This is a genomic window from Sodalis sp. RH16, assembly GCF_047324245.1.
Taxonomy (GTDB): domain Bacteria; phylum Pseudomonadota; class Gammaproteobacteria; order Enterobacterales; family Enterobacteriaceae; genus Acerihabitans; species Acerihabitans ligni.
Genome location: NZ_CP178737.1, coordinates 4,875,274 through 4,894,882, shown reverse-complemented (window position 1 = coordinate 4,894,882; position 19,609 = coordinate 4,875,274). Strand labels below are relative to the sequence as shown.

Annotated in this window: 18 protein-coding genes; 6 read left to right on the top strand and 12 right to left on the bottom strand. The window is 54.4% G+C overall.

The window, feature by feature from the left end; translation table 11 throughout:
* Positions 1-17: 17 nt before the first annotated feature.
* Positions 18-971: a universal stress protein UspE gene (uspE, locus tag ACL2XJ_RS22305; protein ID WP_203521337.1), complete on the bottom strand. Its 954-nt coding sequence runs from the start codon at positions 969-971 to the stop codon at positions 18-20.
* Between the two features lie 125 nt (positions 972-1,096).
* Positions 1,097-1,849, bottom strand: a complete 753-nt coding sequence (fnr, locus tag ACL2XJ_RS22300) for a fumarate/nitrate reduction transcriptional regulator Fnr (protein ID WP_132927736.1) — start codon at positions 1,847-1,849, stop codon at positions 1,097-1,099.
* Positions 1,850-2,054: 205 nt separating this feature from the next.
* Between fnr and ACL2XJ_RS22295 the strand changes: the two genes are divergently transcribed.
* The 6 genes from ACL2XJ_RS22295 (at position 2,055) to ACL2XJ_RS22270 (ending at position 9,457) form a co-directional block, all read left to right on the top strand.
* Positions 2,055-2,969, top strand: coding sequence for an L-lactate dehydrogenase (locus tag ACL2XJ_RS22295; RefSeq protein WP_413724528.1), 915 nt, complete (start codon positions 2,055-2,057; stop codon positions 2,967-2,969).
* A 215-nt stretch (positions 2,970-3,184) separates the two neighbouring features.
* Positions 3,185-3,751, top strand: a complete 567-nt coding sequence (smrA, locus tag ACL2XJ_RS22290) for a DNA endonuclease SmrA (protein WP_413726942.1) — start codon at positions 3,185-3,187, stop codon at positions 3,749-3,751.
* Positions 3,752-3,832: 81 nt separating this feature from the next.
* Positions 3,833-4,609, top strand: coding sequence for a trans-aconitate 2-methyltransferase (gene tam, locus ACL2XJ_RS22285; protein ID WP_413724527.1), 777 nt, complete (start codon positions 3,833-3,835; stop codon positions 4,607-4,609).
* A 431-nt stretch (positions 4,610-5,040) separates the two neighbouring features.
* Positions 5,041-8,259: a hypothetical protein gene (locus ACL2XJ_RS22280; RefSeq protein WP_413724526.1), complete on the top strand. Its 3,219-nt coding sequence runs from the start codon at positions 5,041-5,043 to the stop codon at positions 8,257-8,259.
* 86 nt (positions 8,260-8,345) lie between these two features.
* Complete coding sequence (locus ACL2XJ_RS22275) at positions 8,346-8,750, top strand: MbcA/ParS/Xre antitoxin family protein (protein ID WP_132921481.1); 405 nt, start codon at positions 8,346-8,348, stop codon at positions 8,748-8,750.
* Positions 8,744-9,457: an RES family NAD+ phosphorylase gene (locus tag ACL2XJ_RS22270; protein ID WP_413724525.1), complete on the top strand. Its 714-nt coding sequence runs from the start codon at positions 8,744-8,746 to the stop codon at positions 9,455-9,457. Before ACL2XJ_RS22275 ends, ACL2XJ_RS22270 begins: the two co-directional genes overlap by 7 nt.
* A 112-nt stretch (positions 9,458-9,569) precedes the next feature.
* On the opposite strand, the gene ACL2XJ_RS22265 is transcribed toward ACL2XJ_RS22270, so the two are convergent.
* The 10 genes from ACL2XJ_RS22265 to ACL2XJ_RS22220 all read right to left on the bottom strand — a co-directional run bounded on the left by ACL2XJ_RS22265 (position 9,570) and on the right by ACL2XJ_RS22220 (position 19,594).
* Positions 9,570-10,505, bottom strand: a complete 936-nt coding sequence (locus ACL2XJ_RS22265; protein WP_413724524.1) for a fibronectin type III domain-containing protein — start codon at positions 10,503-10,505, stop codon at positions 9,570-9,572.
* Between the two features lie 581 nt (positions 10,506-11,086).
* A complete protein-coding gene (locus ACL2XJ_RS22260) occupies positions 11,087-11,947 on the bottom strand; it encodes a GHMP kinase (RefSeq protein ID WP_413726941.1) in 861 nt (286 codons plus the stop codon).
* A gap of 77 nt (positions 11,948-12,024) precedes the next feature.
* Complete coding sequence (cobD, locus tag ACL2XJ_RS22255; RefSeq protein ID WP_413724523.1) at positions 12,025-13,104, bottom strand: threonine-phosphate decarboxylase CobD; 1,080 nt, start codon at positions 13,102-13,104, stop codon at positions 12,025-12,027.
* Positions 13,105-13,117: 13 nt separating this feature from the next.
* Positions 13,118-13,849 carry a uroporphyrinogen-III C-methyltransferase gene (cobA, locus tag ACL2XJ_RS22250; protein ID WP_132921486.1) on the bottom strand — a complete coding sequence of 244 codons (732 nt, stop codon included), beginning with the start codon at positions 13,847-13,849 and terminating at the stop codon, positions 13,118-13,120.
* A 39-nt stretch (positions 13,850-13,888) separates the two neighbouring features.
* A complete protein-coding gene (locus ACL2XJ_RS22245) occupies positions 13,889-15,079 on the bottom strand; it encodes an acetate/propionate family kinase (protein ID WP_413724522.1) in 1,191 nt (396 codons plus the stop codon).
* A gap of 16 nt (positions 15,080-15,095) precedes the next feature.
* A complete protein-coding gene (locus ACL2XJ_RS22240; protein WP_132921488.1) occupies positions 15,096-15,524 on the bottom strand; it encodes a EutP/PduV family microcompartment system protein in 429 nt (142 codons plus the stop codon).
* A gap of 3 nt (positions 15,525-15,527) precedes the next feature.
* The gene (gene eutS, locus ACL2XJ_RS22235; RefSeq protein WP_132921489.1) at positions 15,528-15,878 is read right to left on the bottom strand and encodes an ethanolamine utilization microcompartment protein EutS; all 351 of its coding nucleotides are present in this window, start codon (positions 15,876-15,878) and stop codon (positions 15,528-15,530) included.
* Positions 15,879-15,895: 17 nt separating this feature from the next.
* A complete protein-coding gene (locus ACL2XJ_RS22230) occupies positions 15,896-17,005 on the bottom strand; it encodes a 1-propanol dehydrogenase PduQ (protein ID WP_413724521.1) in 1,110 nt (369 codons plus the stop codon).
* 31 nt (positions 17,006-17,036) lie between these two features.
* On the bottom strand, positions 17,037-18,425 hold the full coding sequence (locus tag ACL2XJ_RS22225; RefSeq protein ID WP_413724520.1) for an aldehyde dehydrogenase family protein: 1,389 nt from the start codon (positions 18,423-18,425) through the stop codon (positions 17,037-17,039).
* Positions 18,425-19,594 (bottom strand): cob(I)yrinic acid a,c-diamide adenosyltransferase, encoded by a 1,170-nt coding sequence (locus ACL2XJ_RS22220; RefSeq protein WP_413724519.1) that lies wholly within the window; start codon positions 19,592-19,594, stop codon positions 18,425-18,427. The genes ACL2XJ_RS22225 and ACL2XJ_RS22220 overlap by 1 nt, the downstream gene beginning before the upstream one ends.
* Between the last annotated feature and the right edge of the window lie 15 nt (positions 19,595-19,609).

Genomic DNA, 19,609 nt, shown 5'->3' with positions numbered 1-19,609 from the left:
CCCGAACGGGGCCTTTTTTATTCGTATTGATCGCCCGCTTCCAGCGTGACCGGCGAGACGTAGTCGTCCGGCTTGATGGCCAGCAGGTCGCATTTCAGATGATCGATCACCAGTTCGGTGGTGTTGCCGATAAAGGCGGCGGAAAAGCCGGTGCGGCCGATGCTGCCCAATACCACCACACCGGCGTCGAGATGCTCGGCCAAATCAGGGATAACTTCTTCCGGCAGGCCTTTTTCCACATGGGTGAATTTTTCATCCAGCTGGAATTTTTGCCGCAGGCTTTTCATGGCGATCAGATGCTGTCCGCGAATGGCATCGTTATAGACGCTGGGATCAAAATCCGGCAGCTCGATGGCGATATTGATGGGGGTCACCGGATAAGCGCCCACCAAATGCACTTCGGTTTGATTAACCTGTTCCGCCAGCGCCAGGGTTTCGGTTACCAGCTTGATATTAAGGGGATCGTGATAGGGCTCTTCGCCGGACAGATTCACCGCCACCAGGGCTTTGCCTCCTTCCGGCCAGGGCTGGTCTTTAACCATCCATACCGGGCAGGGACATTTGCGCAACAGGTGCCAGTCGGTGGGGGTGAATATCACCGATTCGAAGCGATCGTGCTGATGGGCCATTTTCAGCACCAGATCGTGTTTGAAGGCCAGGACTTCCTGGATAATGGCTTCGAACGGCCGGTTATGCCAGATGACTTTGATATCGATAGGCACGCCGCTGTGAATATAGTGCTGGCACTGCTCCTCGATCCAGGCGGTGCGCTGGCTTATCACACCTTTACGCATCGCGGTGCGTTCGTCAGGGGAAAGCAGGGTGGTCATTTCATAGGAGAAATCATAGATGGGCAGGAAGGCTTTAATGGTGCCGCCCAGTTTATGCACTAAATAAACTGCACGGCGAAGCGCCGGTTGATCATCCTGATTTGGGTCGATTGCTACTAATAGATTGTTATACTTGGCCATGAGAGTCTCCTCATTTCTGCAACTCGACAGAATGTTAAATCAGAGTAACTCATTGAAGCAAACCAGGACAGAAGAGAAACGCAGCCGGATCAATAAAATAAGAAAATTACGTATCCGGCCGGGCGTCAGGCGACTTTTTGCGGCGTTCCGGCCAATTCAGACAGCGCGTCGCCGTCTTCGATAGTAATATATTTGCCTTTTACCGCCAGGATACCGCTCTTTTGAAAGCGGCCCAGCAGGCGGCTGATGGTTTCCACCGTCAGGCCCAGGTAATTGCCGATATCGCCCCGGGTCATGGTCAGCCGGAATTCACGCGGAGAAAATCCCCGCTGGGCAAAACGGCGTGAAAGATTGTACACAAACGCCGCCAGGCGCTCTTCGGCATTCTTTTTGGAAAGCAGCAGGATCATATCCTGATCGCCTTTGATCTCGCCGCTCATCAGCCGCATCATCTGCTGGCGCAAATTGGGCATTTTGCCGGAGAGATCGTCCAGGGTCTCGAACGGTATTTCGCACACCATCGAGGTTTCCAGCGCCTGGGCGAAACTGGGATGCTGACCGGCGCCGATGGCGTCAAAACCCACCAGATCCCCCGCCAGGTGAAAACCGGTGATCTGTTCGTCGCCCTGTTCGGTAATGGTGTAGCTTTTAATGGTGCCGGAGCGGATAGCATAGAGGGATTTGAGTTCATCGCCGGCCTTGAACAGCGCCTGGCCTTTTTGAATCGGCTTTTTACGCTCGATGATATTATCGAGCTGGTCCAGCTCGTGCTCATTAAGCGTGAAAGGAATACATAATTGGCTGATACTGCAATCCTGACAATGGATGGCACAACCGCCAGACTGGATTCGTCTGATAATACGCTTTTCCTGGATGATCATATGTCGCCGCTCATGCATTACTTGATTTGGGTCAATTTTAACATCATTTCGTGTCGTTGATAAAGTGTCCAACGACGCAGGTGCACATTTAGTCAAAACGCGAGCGTACCAACAGGGGTATTTCGGCTGGGTTTTGACCGGCAAAAGGAGTAGTGTTAACGAAAAACCAGCCATTAACCCGTTTAAAATCAGGAGAAAGGATATGCAGCGGATCGTGGGAATCATCGGCGCGGGCCATGTCGGCGCCGATACGGCTTTTTCGTTGGTCACGCAGGGGTTATGCGATCAGATTATATTAATCGACGAAAATGAAGCCAAAGCGCATAGCCAGGGTCTGGAATTGCGTGATATGGCCTCGCTGGTGTCCTCGCGCGTGCATATTGTGGTGAATGATTATGCCGCGTTAAAACGGGCCCAAGTGGTGGTGATGGCGGTAGGACCCACCTCTGCGCTGCGGGAAGATCGCATGGAGGAGCTGTTGGAAACCAGCGCGGCGGTCGGGCAGGCGGTACCCCGCATTATGGCCGGCGGCTTTCAGGGAGTATTTATTAATATCACCAACCCCTGCGATGTCATCACCCGCCTGATCCAGCATATCAGCGGGCTGCCGGTGTCCCGGGTGTTCGGTACCGGCACATCGCTGGATACCGCGCGTATGAAGCGGGTGGTGGGGGAATTTTTTGCCGTCGATCCGAAAAGCGTGGACGGGTATGTTATGGGTGAGCACGGAGAATCCCAGTTTGTCGCCTGGAGCACGGTACGGATTGGCGGAGTTCCCATCGGCGGGTTTGATGCCGGCAAGACTCTTGATCTGCCGGCGATGAAAGATCAGGTGCGTGCGGGCGGCTGGCAAATTCTGCAGGGCAAAGGCTGGACCAGCTTCGGTATCGGCACCGCCGCGGCCCGTCTGGTGGACGCGGTACTGTCGGACGGGCGTACCGTTTTCCCGGTCTCCGTTTGGGATGAACGGCAGGGGGTGTATATCGGCCGGCCGGCGTTGGTCGGCGCCGGCGGTATTGTACAATCCGTCGCGGTGCCCTTAACCGAAGAGGAGCAGCTGGCATTTGAAGCCTCCGCCAAGGTTATAGGCCGTGCGTTCGGCACTATTGCTTTATAGTTCCCGCGATACCCGTCATCTTCAGGTTGCAGTTAGTGGGTATACAAGGTTTCGTTTCCCACCTTTAACGGTAAATTCCTCTGCCGGTGTTTGCTTAAATATCGGCGAATCTGATGAAATCCCGCCATAGCCGGTTTATAGTAAAACGGTATCAACCTGTTGGGAGCGGGCCCGCTGCATCGCCGCTCCTGCCAAGCAAGCGCGAGTGACGAATGATGACCGGTGATGATAACGATTTGTTCAAAGAGGCCATGGAAGATGTCAAACCGCTAAAGGATTTATCCAACGTGGTTTTTTTGCAGCATAAGCCCCCATGTCGCCACCGGCGGCAGGAACCGGATGACGCCGCGGAAAATTTTCTCGTCGCCGGTTATATCGATGCGTTACCTCTTGATGTTCCCCTCAGCTATAAACAGGACGGCATTCAACAGGGCGTACTGGATAAACTGAGTGAGGGACGCTATGCCGTTGAGGCCAGCCTGAATCTTACCCGTACCCCGGTGGAAACCTGCCGTCAGCATTTGTTCGCCTTTATCCGCCGCATGCAGTCGGAGCAGTTACGTACGTTGCTTATCATCCATGGCAAAGGACGCCATGACAACAGTCACGCCAATATTGTCCGCAGTCTGGTCGCCCGCTGGCTGACTCAGTTTGAGCAGGTGCAGGCCTATTGCGCCGCTCGTCCCGTCCATGGCGGCACCGGCGCCTGTTATGTGGTGTTGAAGAAATCCGCCGCCGCCAGCAGTGAAAACCGTGAACGCTTTGCCCGGCGCAAATGCTGAACTCCGGGTGCCGGCGGTAGGGTTTTCCGGCAGTGGCAAGGGACATATTCCCCAAGCAGTTCTTTCAGACGAGGTCGTTACATGCAAGACTGGAATCCGCAGCTCTACCGCCAATTTGAAGTAGAAAGAACCCGGCCCGCGCTGGAACTCATCGCCCGCATCGAGACGGAAAATCCCCGCCAGGTGACCGATCTCGGCTGCGGTCCCGGTAACTCCACCGAGGGATTATTCCAGCGATTCCCGCAGGCGACGGTGACCGGCGTAGACAGCTCGGAGGCCATGCTGGAACATGCCCGGCAGCGGTTGCCGGCGTGCCGTTTCAGCCGGGAAGATATCTTGCGATGGCAACCGGCGGCGGCGCAGGATATTGTCTATGCCAATGCGTCATTGCAATGGGTGCCCGATCACGAGATTCTGTTCCCGCGGTTGTTTTCCATGGTGGCGCCCGGCGGCAGCCTGGCGGTACAGATGCCTGATAATCGCCAGGAGCCCAGCCATCGGGAAATGCGCCGGGTGGCTGACGAAGGGCCGTGGCGCGATCGCATCGGCGAAGCGGCCCAGGTCAGGGTCAAGATCCTGAGCGCGGCGGAGTATTATGATCTGCTCGCACCCCATGCCGAGCGGGTGGATATCTGGCGGACCAGCTATTTTCATGTCATGCCCTCGCACCAGGCCGTTGTGGAATGGGTCCGCGCCACCGGCCTGCGGCCTTTTCTGGAGCCCTTGACCGATGAGCAAAGGCCGGAATTCCTGAAAAAATATCTGCAAGCCATTGAAGACGCTTATCCTCCTCGTGTCGACGGCAGCGTGCTGCTGGCGTTTCCGCGGCTGTTTATCGTCGCCCGCAAGAGCCGATAAAACGGTAAGGACACTTATTAAACCGATGCCTAAACCAATCGGTGGCGATGGCTCTCAGGTAAGAGCGCCATCCCGTGCCCGCGGTATTTTTCCCATCTACCCGGCGTTTGCTAAAATAGTGAATCCCTTCATTAATGTTATATATCACTTCCAGTACTATAAATAGCCGTTTGAACCGCGCTTGCCATAAACACACATCAAAAACGTATACTTATCTAAGTTAAATATATGCTTAACCAGCAAAAAATAATGTCATATCTTACCGCCGCGCGCCATGAAGATTGAACCGGGGATGAATAACTTTGCAATGCAATTCCATTATAGTCGAAATATCTAAATTTTTATTATGTACCTATTGTATAGTCAATATAGTGTTTCCTTGCTTAACAAATAAAGTAAGGCGATAATTATAATGCAACTAAGGGAGGGGTATGAAAGTAATAGAAGATATTAATCCTGGCTACAGCGGGAATGAATATGGTAGACGGGAAACATTGAGTAATGTAGATCATTTTAAGGTGAAGGCTAATGCCTGTCTATATCGAAAACTGGAAAAGGTATATAACTGCGAAAAGTCCTTTTTGCAAAGATTTCTTTCAATGCCGGACTCCCTTAATGCCTGCAATTTGTATGATGTGTCTATTCCCGGTTCAACCGAACGTCCGCTGCGTCGCTCGGAAAAAATGGCGAACATACATTGTGTCAGCGTCAAAGTGAAACTCGCTTATGAATGTATAAATGATAGCAGACGATTAAACGCCATCGATTATGTTTATCTTGGATCCCTGTATGGCGGACCGCCGTTACATCAAGGGCTTACCTTGGATGAACAGGGTAATTTATTGTTAATTAAAGGGAAAAGCAGTGATTTTTTTAAAAGGTGCTGGCTGAAGGCTACCCAGAACACAAAGTTTTATATTGCTAAAATTGATCTGTGGGAAGAGCGTAAAATGCAATTTTCTCGGTTAAATATCAACCAGGAAGGGAAGCTGATTGCCTGGGGAAAAAACGAAAAAGTGCAATATGAAATTAATTTCACTATGGAAGGTATAACAAAAGAAATATATGTAGATAGACCATTGGATACCGCTTCATATATTGGATTACAGATAATAAAATTGTCTGAACCTTTCCATAAATCTTTATTATTGCAATTTAGCCTGGATGAAAGAAATTCGATCGAATTTTTTTTTACAAATGGATCCCTATATTTAAATGAGATTTGGAATGATAAATATCGATATAATTATGATTTTATGAAGCATCGGCTTACTATGCCTCTGCCCTCCAGAGCGAAAATTTTATCGGCAACAAAAGTGGCTAATCAAGTTAAATTATGCATTGAGCAGGATGGAGGAACCAGTATCATGTATTTCTCACCCCATCATGTCAATATGCAAACCTGCCATGTCAAGCATTTAAGCCATAAGCCAGTGCAAAATTTTTATTCGGGAACCGGCGCGGATCCTTATGAAAAAGTTCACTCCGGTTTGCCATTTGACAGACAACGGCTGGGTAATTTCAGTAGCAAAAATATTCCCTTGTTTTCTTCTGTGATTGATAATTTTCGCGGGAATTTCAAAAAAGCCAAAAACGCCCATTTTGCCGGTGACAAATACCGAACTGGACGCTTTATGGCAAAAGCCTTTGATCCCGGTCTGCAATGCATGTTTGAAACGGCGAGGGAGGTTGTCTGGCCAAAAAAAACACCCTCAGGTTTAACTCCGCGCCACGGGGTCATTCAGGAGGTTCTGCCGCTTACCGATTTTGTTCAGGATAAGAGGCTCAGGAAGGTGTTTTCTTCCGCCACCGATTACATTGGACCGGCGGAGTCCTTAGAACGGATGCTAAAGCTTTCGTTGAGCTCATTAGAGGAAAATGAATCTATTTCTTTGAATATAAGCAAAAGTACTGCGTTTTTTATAGGTGTCGCGGCAGCTGGATTGCCTATTCCAGGATGGTTTGCCGGGACATTGGCGCGTTGGGGTAAACAGGATAGCCTTACCCTTACCAAAAGCGAAAGCGGCAAGATCTCTTTTAGCTTCATCAGAAACAAAGCCCGCTCACTCGTGGCATTGGCCGGTACCGGCCAGGGTCTGGAAGAGAAAGGCAAGCTTCTCTCGGCAGGGGGTATTGATCTCATCACCGTTCTCCCGGTGGAGGCCAATTTCATCGCGGCAGGGAATGCGGAAAACGAGCATAATTTCAGTTTTAAAATCGAATGGAGCCATATCGACTTGTTTTTGGGAATACTGTTTAGCCCCAACACTATGAATGGACAGGTAGAGAAGTGGATAACCGATGCAACGCTGAAAAAAACCAGGGACAAAAACATCACTCTGTCATTGGAGGCCAAAAGTGAACTTCGGGGCCAGATGGGTTTTATGGCGAACGCTAATACCTATCTTGTGCTGCCTCGTACCGCACTGGGCGCCGCTGCCACCATGAATTTTTGCGATTATGCCAAAAAGGAAAGCATCACCATAAGCGGTTTAGGAGATACAAATAATCTTCTAAAAGAAAAATCTGCCAAAACCACTTACCTGAGTTCATCGTTGAATGCGTTTCATGAAAGAAAGATCATGCCTATCGCCATGACTGGTTTGGATACGCCCGGAAAGCAAATCATGTGTTATCCGCTGCCGCTGTTTGAGGAATCGAATCAACGATTACCTTTGAGTCATAATAAAATTTCCAGATATTTTCATTTAGATGACAAGTCGCTGCATCGGAAATTCTCCCCTCTGGGCGTTTTGGAAAGAAATACAACAAATACCCCCGTTGAAGACTGCAACTTCTCCGGGGCGCAAATCAGCGGCCCGGATCGCTCGGATATTCCTCTCATCGTCACTGGCGCCGACGGCAATGTGGCAGCGTTGATTGAAAGCATCAAACTGGCATTGCAACGGGCAAGCTCCGATGAACATGGCTATCAATCTATAAAACCCGGAGAAAGTCTCGGCAGCTTTATCATTTCACCGGGGGACTTCAATGAAAATTTACTATTAGACGCTAAAAACCTTCGGTCGCAGGCGTCGAGGTCTGCCCATAAGGCTAAAAGCATCGTTCGGCCGCAGATTAACCGGATCCTGAAAGTCACCCTGCGAGAATATTTGGAGCACGAGTCCCGAAAGATCGTTTCCAATGATAATACCGCCGCCGGCTCTGCGCGCACGGCGTCTGATTTCATCAAGGCGATGGAGGAATATTCGGCGCGAAGCGATCGGAAAAGTAATGGAAAGCGATCCGCTGTCATGGTGATCGCCACTTACCGCTTGCAAAAGCATTCCCGCGATCTGTTAAGTGATGTGTTTGGCCGGATATGTGATTCCGTGAATCGAAATAGCGAGACGGGGCGCATTACAGAGGGCGAGCTAAGATGGCTTGAGGATCTCAATGAATTTCTGACGGTGGATAAATCAGGCAAAAGCCCCTGTTATCAGTTGGACAACATCGCCCTGGTCAGGCAAAACGCCATTACTTACGAGGTCAGTACTCTGCCATTTACCATCCTGCATATTGCCCGCAAAAACGAGTTGGTCTATTCCAAATCCCTTTCCACCATCAATTTTGAATACCGCGAAGGTGAGTTGTTCCCCTATAAATTTATCTCGTCCGCCAAAATAATGCCGGATCTGTTTTACAGGTAGCGTGGCTAATCTCCCAATGTTTGTCTCCATATAGACTTTAATAAGAATATAGTCTATTCTAAGACCAAAACGAAAGGGGGCATGGCATGGCGATACCGCAGAAATTAGAGCGCTATCAAGATAAAAAAAGGGCCGCCGCCGTCGGTTTGAAGACGGCGATGTCCATTTTGGAAAAATGGGGCAGCACTCCTGAACAGATGCAGGCCATACTTCAAATGTCTAAAGCGTCCTTTTACAAATTGAGGAAGGACCCGGCGGCGGCGCAACTAAGCCACGATCAGTTTGAGCGCATAAGTTATCTGCTCAATATTCATGGCGCGCTGCGTACGCTGTTTGAAAATCCGGAAAATGTCTACGGTTTTATGGCCATGAAAAATCACACCCCTTATTTTAACGGGCAAGCGCCGCTGGAACTGATTGGCACTGGCCATTTTGGTACCCTGTACGAAGTCTATAAGCATATCGATGCCTTGCGTGGCGGCATATGGTGACAGAACAACCGGTGGTTCTTCCCTCGCTGAGTGTTCAACGCCAGCGGGGTTATCGCTTAATCAATTCAAAATATCCGCCGATCGCGCTGTTTGACGACGTCGCCGATGAGGAGGAGTTTGAAACCCTCTATGAGTTGCAGGCGCTGACGAATCCACGTTTGCGAAACAGCGCCGGGTCGCCGGGTTTTTTGCCTGCCGGTGATATTCCCTTCGGCATAACCGGCTGCTCCTATGCGGTAGCGCCATTTACCCATGTCAATCCCTTGGGTAGCCGCTTTTCCGATGGCTCGTACGGCATGTTGTATATTGCCGATGAGATGGCTACCGCCTTGACGGAGGTGACTTATCATCAGGAACATTACTGGCAGTTAATCGACGGTTTGAAATATGATCGCATGGTGATGCGCAGCCTGCTGTTTATCTTTGATCCGGAGCCGGCGATTGATGCGCTGGCGCTACCGCTTTCCCATCCGGTTTACGATGCCCATAGCTATAGCGCCGCAAGGGCGTTGGGGCGGTCTTTGAAAAGCCAAGGCTGCAGGACGCTGCGCTATCGCTCGGTCAGACGGCCGGGCGCGGTGTGCTGGGGACTGTTCACCCCGAAGGGGGTAAAAAGCGTTCAGCAAAGCGCTCACTATGAATTTATCTGGGATGGTAAAAAAATCAGCAAGATTGACCGCATCGTCTCCTCGCGGACGCTCAAGTAATCCGTATTTTTCAAAATACGCCCTCGCTTTTAGGCGTCTGATTTGCTGCCCCGTTACGGGGCAGCGATAATAGCCGGGATCAAAATAACGTCTTTTACCCACTTACAGTTTCTTAGTAGCCTCGGCCATCATGATCACAACATCCTGGATTCGGCGGATTATAGGGCGGCCGCGGAGGCGGATAGCATCCGGGATTCGGCGGATTATAAGGCGGCCGCGGAGGCGGATAGCATCCGGGATTCGGGGGATTATAGGGCGGCCGCGGGGGCGAATAGCATCCGGGATTCGGCGGATTATAGGGCGGCCGCGGAGGCGGACAGCATCCGGGATTCGGCGGATTATAGGGCGGCCGCGGGGGCGGATAGCATCCGGGATTAGGCGGATTATAGGGCGGCCGCGGTGGCGGATAGCATCCGGGATTAGGCGGATTATAGGGCGGCCGCGGGGGCGGACAGCATCCGGGATTAGGCGGATTATAGGGCGGCCGCGGGGGCGGATAGCATCCGGGATTCGGCGGATTATAGGGCGGCCGCGGGGGCGAATAGCATCCGGGAGTCGGCGGATTATAGGGCGGCCGCGGAGGCGGGCAGTATCCGGGCTTCGGCGGGTTATAGGGCGGCCGCGGGGGCGGGCAGCATCCGGGATTCGGCGGGTTATAGGGCGGCCGCGGCTGTGGGCGGGGCCAGCAATAGGGTGGTTGAGAAGGGATAGGTAATGTTGCCACAACCTGAAGAGGGTCCGACAGGGGGCTAAATAGGCCATCGTAGCCAGTGGCCACAACATAGAAATAATAGGTCACATTCGGCAATAAACCCGATACATTGGCATAGGTTGCATTCTGATAGGCGGCTGTGACAATGCGAGGGTAACCGGCGCCTGCCGGAGCCGATACAAAAACTGAATAACTGTAAACGGGCGCGCCATACTGACCGGCTGTCCACTGTACCTGCACGAAATTTTGACCACGTTCAATAATACGAAAATTTTCTGGCTTAGCCGGCGGGTTTGCGAATGGCCGACCATTACAGGGGTAATCTTTATTTGTCATTATAAAATTCCTCTAAATTTAAAGCATAAGAGCTTGAAAAAATTTGTCTTCATGAGAAATTAAATCGAAAATGCCCCACTGATTCCGTTGATATCCAAAAAATATTTTTAGTATTTCATTCATCCAGAATCTATATCGTTTTTACGGTTAACATATTACACTGCTGGTATAGTATTAATTGGCCTAAATGGCATATTAGAAAGATATCATTTGCCCATGAGCCGTCAATTGCTTAAAATAGCAGATAAATCATCTTTTCTTGTCAAACACTTAGAATGCCATGTTGTTTTCCAATTATTGCCGATAGGATTGTTATATGCATAGGGGTAATATCGCATAAAAATTCCTCTCGTGAAGTCATCTACGTGAAAACGTGTTCGATTATAAAATATTCCGTTGGTGTGTATAATAAAAATAATCACTGCCATGAATTTTCGTGAACATTCATATCTACTTGCCATAATAGAATAATGAATATTCCTAGTATTATAATTTTCATCAGGATCATCAAGTGCATAATATAGCATGCACTGAGCCTATAATTGTCAATTGCATAATTTGATAAGCGATTTTTATCAGCCCTAGCGTACCCCGCCCGGCACCATACGGGTGACATGCTGGCGTGGATAATGCCGCAAAACGCCGCTTTGCGCCAATTCGGCTATTAGCCGGCCCGGGTCATGCCGCTGGGGATCCAGCAGCAGTCCCACCACCGTGCCGCTGTGGGCAACGTCCAGGCCGAACAGGTCATGACGCTCCACCGCGCGCAGCAGGTCATCAAACGCCGGTTTGGGCAGCAGCAGTTGGCTGGCAATGGCGCTCAGGGTAGCGGCTTCCCCTAGTTTTCGGCGGGACCCGCTGCGATAGGCGGTTTGGAAGAGTTGCCAGGCGCGATCCAATCGTTCGGCTTGTCTGCGCAGCTGTCCCGTGCCGATGTGATGATGGAAGGCGGCGGTGGTGAGGGTATCGGCACTCTCCAGAATCACTATGTCCAGCACGGGCAACCATGGGTGGGCAATATGGCAGCTGCCATGGCGATGATCGAATAGCGTCAGCGCCCGGAATACCGTACTGTCGGTGGGCTCCAGACGCAGGCAGAGATCCGCCAGTTGGCATTCATCCAGCGATCGGTGCAAAAAGCGGGCGGTGGCGATGGCGGTGGCGGCAATATCCGCCGTACTGCTGGCCAGCCCCTTGGCGATGGGGATGGTGGAGCGGCAGTCTATACGCAGTGGAGGAATATCGCCTGTTTGATAGCCGAAATAGTCGATGACCTGCTGCAGCATACGCCGGCTCAGGGGGCGTTCGTCCGCCGCCGGCTCTCCTTCGCTGACCTCCACTTCGCTGTACCAATCGATGGGGCAGGAAATCAGCTTCTCGCCGCCGGCGATCCAGCCCTGGATAAGCTCGCCGCATGAGGCCGGACAGCGGGCGTCAGCCATGGGGAATTCCCTCGCGGACGGGCGGATAAGGGGCGTAGCCATGAGAAATTTCCCCGCGGACGGGCGGGTAATGGTCATCAGCCATGGGAGAAAATCCGTGTCATGGCGTCCAGCAGGCGGCGGTTTTCCTCATGGCCGCGGACAGCCAGCCGATAATAGTCGGCGGTGAGTCCGGGATAATTGCCACAGCTGCGTATCAGCAGACGATAGTCCAGCAGGGCGGTCTGCAGATCAAACCCCTGGCGCAGACAGCGCAGGAAGATATAGTTTGCGGCCGGCCGCCAGATTCTTATCTCGGGCAGCGATTGCAGTCCCGCCTGCAGGTAGGACTGCTCTTCCCGCAGCCATTGCCGGGTGCGCTGCTGATACTCCCGGTCGTCCAGCACCATCTCTCCCGCCAGGGCGGCAAAAGCATTGATGGTCCACGGCGGGCGGCGGCTGCGTAATTGTTGCATCCCTTGGCTATTGCCGCTCACCAGATAACCGAGCCGCAGGCCGGGAATGGCGTAAAATTTGGTAAGGGAGCGCAATACGAAGATATTGGGCCAATGACCCAGTTCCGGGATCATGCCGACAGCGTCGGGAATAAAATCCATAAACGCTTCATCAATTACCAGCAAAATATTCTGTTCCTGACAGCGCCGGGCGATTGCCAGCAGCAGATCGGGTTCGATTAACTGGCCGGTGGGATTATTGGGCGTGCACAGGAACAGGGCGTGAATACCCGGCCGCAGGGCCGACAGTAAACGGTGATCGGGACGAAAATCGTCTTGCTCCGCCAGCGGATAGTCCACGATGCGGCACTCCATCCACTGCAGGGCGCGGCGGTATTCGGCAAAGCCCGGCGTCAGCAGCAGTACGGTTTTCTGTCGCAGCAGGCAAGCGAGATCAAAGATAAGCTCCGTGGCGCCGTTGCCCGCCAGTATCCAGGATTCGGGACAGCCATGATGCCGTGCGAGCCGCTGGTGCAAGCGGCGGTATAAAGGGTCTGGGTAGCGCTCCGCCAGCGCCAGCTGTGCCGCCAAGGCCTCGCGCAGGCGCGCCGGCATACCGAGGGGATTGATATTGGCGCTGAAATCGGTGAGAGAATTTGCATCGATGCCCAGTTTTAACGCCGTTTCCAGCACGTTTCCGCCGTGCTGACCGGGATCCGCCATAGTAGAACACTCCTTACATCATTTGCAGCAGCGCCAGCGAGGCCACCTCGCCGATAACGATCAGCGACGGCGCCCCCAATCCGGCCAGGCGGGATTGCTCCGGGAGCGTCGCCAGGGTGGCCAGCACCATGCGCTGTTCGGGATGGCTGGCGTTCATCACCACCGCCGCCGGGGTGTCGGCTGCCCGTCCGTGATCCATCAACTGCCGGCAAATATCCGCCAGTCGCGACATGCCCATCAAAATAACCAGCGTGCCCTCCAGCTGCGCCAGCAGCCGCCAGTTATGGGGATCTTTTCCATCGCGCAGATGGCCGGTTATCACATGGAAAGACGAGGCGAAATCACGGTGGGTAACCGGGATACCGGCCCGGGCCAGGCCGCCGATGGCCGAGGTAATGCCCGGCACCACGTCGCAGGCAATGCCGGCGCGGGCCAAGGCTTCGGCTTCTTCGCCGCCGCGCCCGAAGACAAAGGGGTCGCCGCCTTTCAGGCGCACCACCTTGCGACCCAGTCCGGCCTGTTCTATCAAAATGGCATTAATCTGTTCCTGGGGGATCGGGTGGTGATCGGCTCGCTTGCCCACGTCTATCAACACGCAGTGAGGGGCGGTCTCCTTAAGCAGCACGGGGTTCACCAGGCGATCGTATACCACCGCGTCCGCCTGGCGCAGACACTGCATCCCCATCACCGTCATCAGTCCCGGATCGCCCGGACCGGCGCCCACCAGCCAAACCTTACCCGACATGCCGCACCTCTTGATTTGCACCGTCTATTATTGCACTGATTATTCACAAAGACCGACCCGCAGAACGTCGCGGGCGATCATCAACTCTTCATGGGTGGGGATTACCGCTACGGTTACCGGCGCCCCGTCCTGCTGAATAAACGTCTCATGGCGCTGATTTTTATCCTCGTTCAACCGGATGCCGAAGAATCCGAGATTACGGCATACCCGCCGGCGAATCTCGGCGGAATTTTCGCCAATCCCGGCGGTGAAAATGACCGCGTCAAGTCCGCCCATGTGCGCGGCATACCCGCCGATAGCGCTGCGGACCCGATCGGTAAACATGGTTAGCGCCAGTTCGGCGCGGTGATGACCGGCCGTAACGGCGTTTACAATATCACGACAGTCATTTGAAATTCCCGATATCCCAAGCAATCCGGACTGGTTATTCATGATCTCAAGCAATTGTTGTGCAGATTTATTTTCCCGTTCGGCGATAAACGGCAAAATCGACGGATCGATATCGCCGCAGCGGGTGCCCATCATCAGCCCGGCCAGGGGCGTAAATCCCATGGTGGTGGCCACCGAAAGCCCGTTTTGAATAGCGCACAGACTGGCGCCGTTGCCCAGGTGGCAGGAAATCATCCGTAACTGCCGGCTGTCCCGGCCCATCAGGCGGGCGCAGGTTTCGCCGACGTATTTATGACTGGTGCCGTGAAAACCGTAGCGGCGGATACCGTAATCCGCATAATAGCGGTAGGGGAGCGGGTAGAGATAGCCGGCTTCGCCAAGGGTCTGATGAAACGAGGTGTCGAACACCCCCACCGTTACCGCCTGCGGCAGCCGCCGGGAAAATGCTCTGATGCCGCGGGCATTGATGGGATTATGGCTGGGGGCCAAATCACCGAGTTTTTCAATTTCCGCCAGCGACGACGGGTCGATCAGCGCTGAATCCTTGAAATATTCGCCGCCGTGGGCGACGCGGTGGCCGACGCCGCTGATGGTTGCCAGGGAGGTGACGATGCCGTGCTTCACCAGCGCATCCAGCAAATAATCCGCCGCCTGCTGATGATTGCTGATGGGCAGGGTGACCCGGTATTTATTGCCGTCGGCTTGCAGGGTAAATAACGCGCTGCCGGTGCCCAACCGTTCAAACAGCCCTTTAGCCAGGGTGATTTCATCCGGCATGGAAAATAATTCAAATTTAAGCGAGGAACTGCCGGAATTAACCGCCAAAATAAGGTGTGTCATCTGTTGCTCCGAAATATTATTTCAGATACGTCAGCAGCGGCGTTAAACCTTTCCGCCCCGTGGCCGATACGCAGAAAAGCGGATCTGCGCCGGCCTGCTTTAATTGATAAATAATAAATTCCCGCTGTTTTTCACTTACCGGAATATCCATCTTGGTGATGATGCCGATAACCGGTTTATTAAACAGGGTGGCAAACATGGGTGAGAAATAACCATTTTCACTGTCAAGGTTTTGCACCAGCCCCACCACGTCGGCTTCATAGGCGCTGGAGAGCAGCGCATTATAGAAATGGCGGTGCTCGATATATTCTCCGGGGCTGTCGATGGCGTCATCCAAATAGACCATTGACTGGGTTTTCCGGTACACCAGCGGCTCGCCGCGTAAACACTGCAATAAGGTGGTTTTCCCCGACCGGCTCGGTCCCAGCAGCAGCAAACGTTTCATTCCTCAGGTCCGGGTCAGTGGGCAGGGCGTGAATTTCATTACGTCCCCCAGGGTATATATCACCTGCTTAAGGGCATACTCCACTGACGAGACATCGCCGCAAATAATCACCGCGCCGGTAAACCTATCGATAAAGCCGATTTTTACCGCACCGGACTTGGTGGCGATATCGCTGGCAATAATCGACCCTTCGCTGGGTGTGATGGTAAGAATACCGATGGCATCGTCATCTTCATTCAGGCCGAGCTTTTTATAAATATCTTTATTGGGATTGGCGATTAAATGCGCCAGCGTGATTTGTTTGCCGGGGACATATTCCTGAATCACGCGTTCGGTTTTACCATCGGTATTCATGTTGGCCTGCTTTTGAGCTAAACAACGGCGTCTATTATCGCCTCGATATCCCCGTCCGCTACCGGACGCGGATTGGTGGCAAGGGTAGCGTCATGTAATGCCGCGCTTACCATCGCCGGCCTGGCGAGGCGTATTTTTTCACTCCCCAGGGATAAGGCGCTTAACGACGGGGCTATGCCGATTTCGCGTTTCATCTGGGCAATATGATTGAGTAACTGCTGCAAGGCGGCCCGGTCGTCGCTTTGCCAGGGCGCCAGCGCGCATAACCGGGACAGGCGGGCATATTTTTTCGCCGCCCGGATATCCCGGCTGTTAAAGCGGATCACCTCGGTTAACAGCAATGCATTGGCCAAGCCGTGCGCCACGTGCAGCTGGCCGCCGAACTGGTGGGCGATGGCATGGGTCATGCCCAGCCCGGCTTGGCTGAACGCCATGCCGGCCAACGTAGCGGCGTTGTGCATCCTTTCCCGTGATGGCAGGCAATCTCCCTTGCGGCAGGCGGCGGGCAAAAAGTGAAACACCAGTTGGGCGGCCTTTTCCGCCAGCGCATCGCTGAAATCGCTGGCGCCGGTGGAGACATAGGCTTCGATGGCGTGGGTCAGGACGTCCATGCCGGTATTGGCGGTCACTGACTGAGGCACCGATACCGTCAATTGGGGGTCTAGCAGGGCGATATCGGGATAAATCCCCTCGTCGAACAGCGGATATTTTACCCCCAGCGCCGGATCGCTTATCACGCTGGCGCTGCTGACGTCAGAGCCGGTGCCGCTGGTGGTGGGAATCGCGATAAAAGTTTCAATGGTGATGCCCAGCTTGCGGCCGAAAAAGACCATGGCTTTGGCGGCGTCAATGGCGGAGCCGCCGCCGAAGCCTATCACCACCTGCGGTTTGATGGCTTGCAGCAGGCTGATTCCCGCCACCACCGTGGTGATGGGGGGATCGGGCATGATATCGCTGAACAGGCTGACCCGATCGGCGTCCAGATGCGCCGTCAGGCGCGTTATGGCGTCGCTCCGGGCCAGGAACGCGTCGCACACCACCCAGACGTCCTTGCCGCGATACCGCTCCAGCTGGTCCAGGCTGTCGGTGCCGCTGTAGACCCGCGTCGGGATCCAAAAACGTTTCATGGCTTTACCTTTTTTGCTCAACGTATGGCCCTCAACGGATTGAAAACGCGTTGGTGAGGACGCAGCGGCGGTGGCGGGCGAAATTGCGCGCCGACGTGGTGCCTTCGCCGGTGGGCGTGGCGATGGTGAAGGTAGTGAAACCTTCGGCGCCGACGCCAATCCCGGCATAGGAGGGACCGTTTTTGACAAATATCGAGGTTTGCAGCAGCCGTGCCGCTTTATTCAGGCGCGAGACGTTTTGCGAATGCATGGTGGCGGTATGGTGCAGGCCGCCTTCAACCTTCAGCGCCAATTGCAGTCCGGCGTCGAAATCCCGTACCCGAACCACCGGCAGGATCGGCATCAGCTGCTCCACCATTACCAGCGGGTCATCGGCGGGCACTTCCGCCAGCAGCAGGCGCGGCGCTTTATCCGGCACCGGCAGCCCGGCCATTTTCAATAATGCCGCGGGGCTTTTTCCCACCGCCGCTTTATTGGCGTGATCGTCGATGATGGCCAGCCGGCGCAGCTTATCGATGTTTTCGCCGCCGGTTATCAGCATGGCGCCGCATTTTTGCATTTCCGCCAGCAGCGCATTGGCCACGCTTTCCACCACAAGCAGGCTTTTTTCAGCGGTGCAGGGCAGGTTGTAATCAAACGACGCGCCGCTGACGATATCCTGGGCGGCTTTATCGATAACCGCGGTTTCGTCCACCAGGCTCGGCGGATTGCCGGCGCCGGCGCCGATAGTCTTTTTGCCGCTGTGCAGCGCCATATTGACGATGCCGGGACCGCCGGTAACGGCCAGCAGGGCGATGTCGGGGTGTTTCATCATGTGCTGCGTCGACTCGAAGCCCGGTTCGCGCAGGCAGGTCACCAGGTTATGAATACCGCAGGCGGTGAACATAATGGCTTCAATTTGTTCAATGAGCCATAACGATACATTTTTGGCGCCGGGGTGCGGGCTGAAAAAAACGGTGTTGCCGGCCGCCAGCATGCTGATACAGTTATTGATGATGGTTTCGGTGGGGTTGGTGCTGGGGGCTACCGCGCCAATGACGCCGAACGGCGAATATTCGAACAGCACCATGCCTTCATCGCCGGTAAACGCGGTGGTCACCAGGTCCTCAACGCCGGGGGTGTTTTCCAGCGCTGCGCGGTTTTTCAGCAGTTTATCCTCCACCTTGCCCATGCCGGTCTCCTCGGCGCCGCGTTCCGCCAGCGCTTGCAGATGGGGCGCCAGTTCGCGGCGCAGGGCGGCTATCACCGCGCTGCGGGTTTTCAGCGGACATTGCTGATAGGTGAGAAAAGCGGCACGGGCGGCGCCTACCGCCTGATCCACATCATCGAACAGCGCCGAGGTAGTATTATCCCGCCGGGCGGGTTCGAGCTTTTCGCTCAGGATGGTCCGGATCAGCGTTTCCAGTTCATTGCTATTCATTACTCTTTCCCCACATGACATTGCGTGATGGCCCGTTGGGCGATTTGCCGGTCCTGGTCGACGGTTCCGCCGCTGATGCCCAGCCCGCCCACCAGCCGGCCGGCGCGATAGAGCGGATAGCCGCCGCCGAAGGTGACAATCTTGCCGCCCATCGAGGCTTCTAGTTGATAAAGCGCGGCCCCCGGCTGTACCGCCGGAGCGAGATTGTGGGTGGCGGTTTTCAGCGCCACGGCGCTAAAGGCCTTTTTCGGCGCCAGCTCCAGCGAGGCCAGCAGCGCATCGGGCATACGATAGGTCATAACCTGATTGCCGTGGGGATCGACGATGGATATCACCACCGGCACCGCCAGCTCCCGCGCCGCGTCCAGGACCGCCCGCATCAGGCCGTGCACCAGGGCGAAATCAGGACCATCCGATGTGCTCAGAGGAGCAGACGGCGGCAGCGGACTGCTTTGCTCAGTGAGATAGCGGCTTTTCGTGCCGGATTGCGATGTGTCGTGGGGCCGGGCATTCGGCCCGGCGATAACGTCGCTTTCCAGAAAGGTCCCCGGTTTGTCGAGACGCCATGGACTTTCTCCATCGGCAATGGTTTGTTCAACGCCGGCCGCCGCCAGATAGCGCCGCATCACTTCGCCGATGACCGCCTCGTTTTTCCCGTTTTGATCTTCGCTGCGCGCCAGGGCGTAGAGGCAATCCGACAGCCGGTTAAGGTAGCGCAGCACTTCAGGGCGGATTGTCGCCTCGTCCGCCAACCGCGCCACCAGCCGCTCCGCCCGCCGCGCCACGGTGCGGGCCAAATGAAGCTGGCTGCCCGCCGGCGTATCGCCGGGCAAGACAAAACCGCTCACCGGCGGCAGCGCCGTCATGCAGCGATCGATAGTGTGTTCCAGCCGCTCGATGTGCTCGGCGCCGATACGCTGCACCACGGCGTTCCGTTGCTCCGGCTGGGCGTCCGCCAGTTCGGCCCCCAGCCAGAACAGCTGATGCTGTATCTCCAGCACCCGTTGCCGGTTGAGCGGATCCTCCATCTGCCGGGCGGCCACGCTCAGGCAGGCGTTAAGCTCGTCCACCGTGCCGTAGGCCTCAACGCGCGGATGATATTTTTTCAGCCGCTGCCCGCCGATAAGGGATGTGGTGCCGTTATCGCCGGTTTTGGTATAAATGCTCATGCCAGCTCCTTATAC